The organism is Deinococcus rhizophilus (assembly GCF_030271215.1).
In the GTDB taxonomy this organism is placed as follows: Bacteria; Deinococcota; Deinococci; order Deinococcales; family Deinococcaceae; genus Deinococcus; species Deinococcus rhizophilus.
This window is the reverse complement of sequence record NZ_JASNGB010000242.1, coordinates 1-3,516: the sequence shown is the minus strand read 5'-3', so window position 1 is coordinate 3,516 and position 3,516 is coordinate 1. Positions and strand designations below refer to the sequence as shown.

Below are 3,516 nucleotides of genomic sequence, written 5' to 3'. Positions count from 1 at the left end.
CGGCGGCCTGCGGGTGCTGCGCGTGCCCGCCGACCTGGAGGTCAGCCAGGGCACCCGGCTGCTGCGGGGGGGAGAGGTCGTGCGTCCCGGGACCCTGCTGGGGCTGGCGGTGGCCCACGGGGTCCGCTCGCCGCACCCGCCGCTGGGGAGTCTGGTGGGCCTGGGGCTGCCGCTCTCGCTGCATGCCGACGGGGTGGGCCTGCGCCTGAGCGGTCCCTACGGCGAGCACGCCCTGACGCTGAGGCCGGGGCTGGTGGACCTCGGGCTGCTGCTGGGTGCCCCCGCGCTGGAGGGGCTGCGGGTGACCGTCAGCGGTCCGCGCCTGTTGCTGGCGACCGTCCCCGCCGGGCTCCGGCTGCGCCGCGCGGCCGACGGCGCCGAACTGCGGCCCGGCACCTATCTCCCGCCAGAGACGCGGCTGGAGTGGTGAGCCGGGAGCCGGTGGAAGTGCAGATGCCGGTGGAGGTACGGGTGCCGGGAGCAGGAGGGTGAACACCGCGGGAACTCCGGCCGACGGGGGCAGGAACACCAGCGGATTCCGTGCGGGCGGTGGGGTGCCCGGTTCAGGTTAGGCTGCTCCCCATGGAGTTGCTGCGGCTCATTCACGGGTACCAGTTCAACAGTGGGCTGGCCTTCTTGTTTCCCACGCCCTACGCGCTCGTGACCCTGGTGCTGTTTGTCTGGAGCCTCGGCCCGGCGCTGAAGGGAGAGGTGCGCGGCGGCTTCCTGCTGTGGCTGCGCCTGACCTGGGTGCTGACGCTGATCCCGGTCGTGACGGGTGTGATTCTCTCGCTGGGCGGGGCGAAGGTGCCCAGCGCCACCGCCGTGCAGGGCGACCAGACCAGGTACGGCTACCCCGCCGACCCCAGCCGCGACTGGGAACACTGGATGTACTCGGCCTTCTGCCTGCTGAGCCTGTACGTGCTGGAGGTGCTGGTCCGGGGCAAGCTCGTCGAGCACCGCCGGGGCCTGCGCTTTTTGCCCCTGGCGACCCTCTTCCTGTATGGCTGCGCGTACATGGTGGGCCGCGTGGCGGTGTTTCCGGGCAGCACGCCAGGGACCTGAGTGGGCGGTCGGCACGGGCGTCCCGCCGCTGAAAGCCGACCGCCGAAAGCTGATAGCTTCCCCACCATGCACGACATCTCCAGAGCCCTCACCCCCGGCCACCCCACCTGGCCGGGGGACACGCCGTACCGCCTGGAACCGGGGGCCCGGATCGCGCGGGGCGACAGCGTGAACACGGGCGAACTGCGGACCAGCACCCACACCGGCACCCATGTGGACGCCCCCTGGCACTACGCCGAGGGCGCGCCGAGGCTCGACGAGGTCGGCCTGGACCCCTACCTGGGCCGCTGCCGGGTGCTGACCGTGCGGGCGCGGGAGGAGCTGGTGGGGCCGGAGGTGCTGGACGGGCTGCCGGACGCGCTCCCACCCCGGCTGCTGCTGCACACCGGCCAGCCTGCCCACTGGGCCGAGTTCCCTTCGGCCTTCGCGGCCCTGTCGCCCGAATTCGTGCGCGAGGCCGCCCGGCGCGGGGTGCGGCTGATCGGCACCGACAGCCCCAGCGTGGACCCGCTGACGAGCAAGACGCTGGACGCCCACCACGCCTGCCTGGGGGCCGGAATCCTGATTCTGGAGGGCCTCAACCTCAGCGGGGTCGCGGACGGCGAGTATGACCTCGTCTGCCTGCCGCTCCCCCTCGTCGGGGCGGACGGTGCCCCTGCCCGCGCGGTGCTGCTGCCCGCCGGGACGCTTGCGGAGGTGTCCGGATGACTGCCGCCCTGAGACGTGACCTCTTTGCCATGCCGCCCGGCATCTACCTCGACGGCAACAGCCTGGGCCTGATGCCCCACGCGGCGCGGGAGGCGGTGCTGCGGCGCCTGGGCGAGTGGGGGCGCGACGCGGTGGGCGGCTGGGACCACTGGTTCGGCCTCGCGGAGTCCGTGTCGCCGCAGGTTGGGCGGCTGGTCGGGGCGCACCCCCACGAGGTGATCGCCACCGGGAGCATCACCGCCAACCTCCATTCGCTCCTCGCCACCCTGTACCGGCCGGTGGGCGAGCGGCGGCACCTCGTCGCCACCTCGCTGGACTTTCCGTCGGACGTGTATGCCCTCCAGAGCTGGGCCGCGCGGCACGGGGCGGAGGTCCGCCTGATCGGGAGCCGCGACGGTCACACCCTCCACGACGAGGACGTCGCGGCGGCGTTGGGGGACGACGTGGCGCTGGCGCTGCTGCCCACCGTGCTCTACCGCTCCGGGCAACTGCTGGACGTGCCCGGTGTGACGCGGCTGGCCCAGGAGCGCGGCGTGCTGATCGGCTGGGACGCCGCCCACAGCATCGGGAGCGTGCCGCACGACTTTCGCGCGGCGGGGGCCGACTTCGCGGTGTGGTGCCATTACAAGTACGTCAACGCGGGGCCGGGCGCACCGGGGGGCCTCTTCCTGCACGGGCGGCACCACGGCCTCGGCCCCGGCCTGCGCGGGTGGTGGGGCCACGACAAGGGCACCCAGTTCGAGATGGCGCACGAGTTCCGCCCGGCGGCGGGGGCCGGAGCGTATCAACTCGGGACGCCGCCGATCCTGGCGCTGGCCGCGCTGGAGGGGGCGCTGACCGTCTTTGACACGGTGGGCATGGCCGAGATTCGCGCCCGCAGCCTGAAGCTGACCTCGCACCTGATGGCGCTGGTGGCCGAGCACCTGCCCGAGTTGCGCGTGGTCACCCCGTCCGAGCCGGAACGCCGGGGCGGGCACGTCGCCCTGTCGCACCCGGAGGCGCACGCCCTGAGCCTCGCCCTGCGCTCGCGCGGCATCGTCCCCGACTTCCGGCAGCCCGACATCCTGCGCCTCGCGCCCGTGGCCCTCTACAACACCGAAGCTGAACTCGGGGAGACGGTGCGCGTCCTGCGCGAGCTGCTGGACACCGGGGCACACCGGGCGGCGCAGGCGGCGGGGCTGGTGACGTAGGGCCCCCTGACACGGACTCCGGTGGAATCGTTGACGGGGTGATGGGGGTCCGGGCGGAGGCGGGANGTCCTGCGCGAGCTGCTGGACACCGGGGCACACCGGGCGGCGCAGGCGGCGGGGCTGGTGACGTAGGGCCCCCTGACACGGACTCCGGTGGAATCGTTGACGGGGTGATGGGGGTCCGGGCGGAGGCGGGAAGGAGAAAGGGCGGGTTCCGGGAGATGGAGTTCCTTCCGGTGGTGTCCCGCCAGGAAAGGCCTTGGACGGAACCCGTATGACTGCGCGGGCCACACGGCGGGAGCCGCCAGCCCGCTAGGCTGGGGCATGGACTCCGCCGCGCTGAGCTTTGCCGTGTTCTCGCTGCTGCTGACCGTCACGCCGGGGGCCGACACGGCGCTGGTCACGCGGGCGGCGCTGGCGGGCGGGCGCCCGGCAGGATTCGGGGCCGTTCTGGGCGTGACGAGCGGGCTGCTGGTCCACGCCGCCCTGAGCGCCCTGGGCCTGAGCGTGCTGCTGGCCCGCAGCGCGGCGCTGTACGAGGCGGTGCGGCTGG

4 protein-coding genes and 1 pseudogene are annotated in these 3,516 nt (G+C 73.6%); all 5 read left to right on the top strand.

The window, feature by feature from the left end; translation table 11 throughout:
• Window positions 1-430 (top strand): annotated as a pseudogene (locus QOL99_RS15920) (vWA domain-containing protein); the annotation flags it as partial.
• Window positions 431-582: 152 nt separating this feature from the next.
• A complete protein-coding gene (locus tag QOL99_RS15915) occupies window positions 583-1,065 on the top strand; it encodes a hypothetical protein (protein WP_285525260.1) in 483 nt (160 codons plus the stop codon).
• Between the two features lie 66 nt (window positions 1,066-1,131).
• Window positions 1,132-1,773: a cyclase family protein gene (locus QOL99_RS15910; RefSeq protein ID WP_285525258.1), complete on the top strand. Its 642-nt coding sequence runs from the start codon at window positions 1,132-1,134 to the stop codon at window positions 1,771-1,773.
• The gene (gene kynU, locus QOL99_RS15905; RefSeq protein ID WP_285525256.1) at window positions 1,770-2,963 is read left to right on the top strand and encodes a kynureninase; all 1,194 of its coding nucleotides are present in this window, start codon (window positions 1,770-1,772) and stop codon (window positions 2,961-2,963) included. The genes QOL99_RS15910 and kynU overlap by 4 nt, the downstream gene beginning before the upstream one ends.
• Window positions 2,964-3,287: 324 nt before the next feature.
• Window positions 3,288-3,516 (top strand): LysE family transporter (locus QOL99_RS15900; RefSeq protein ID WP_285525255.1); only part of this gene is annotated, 229 nt, incomplete at its 3' end.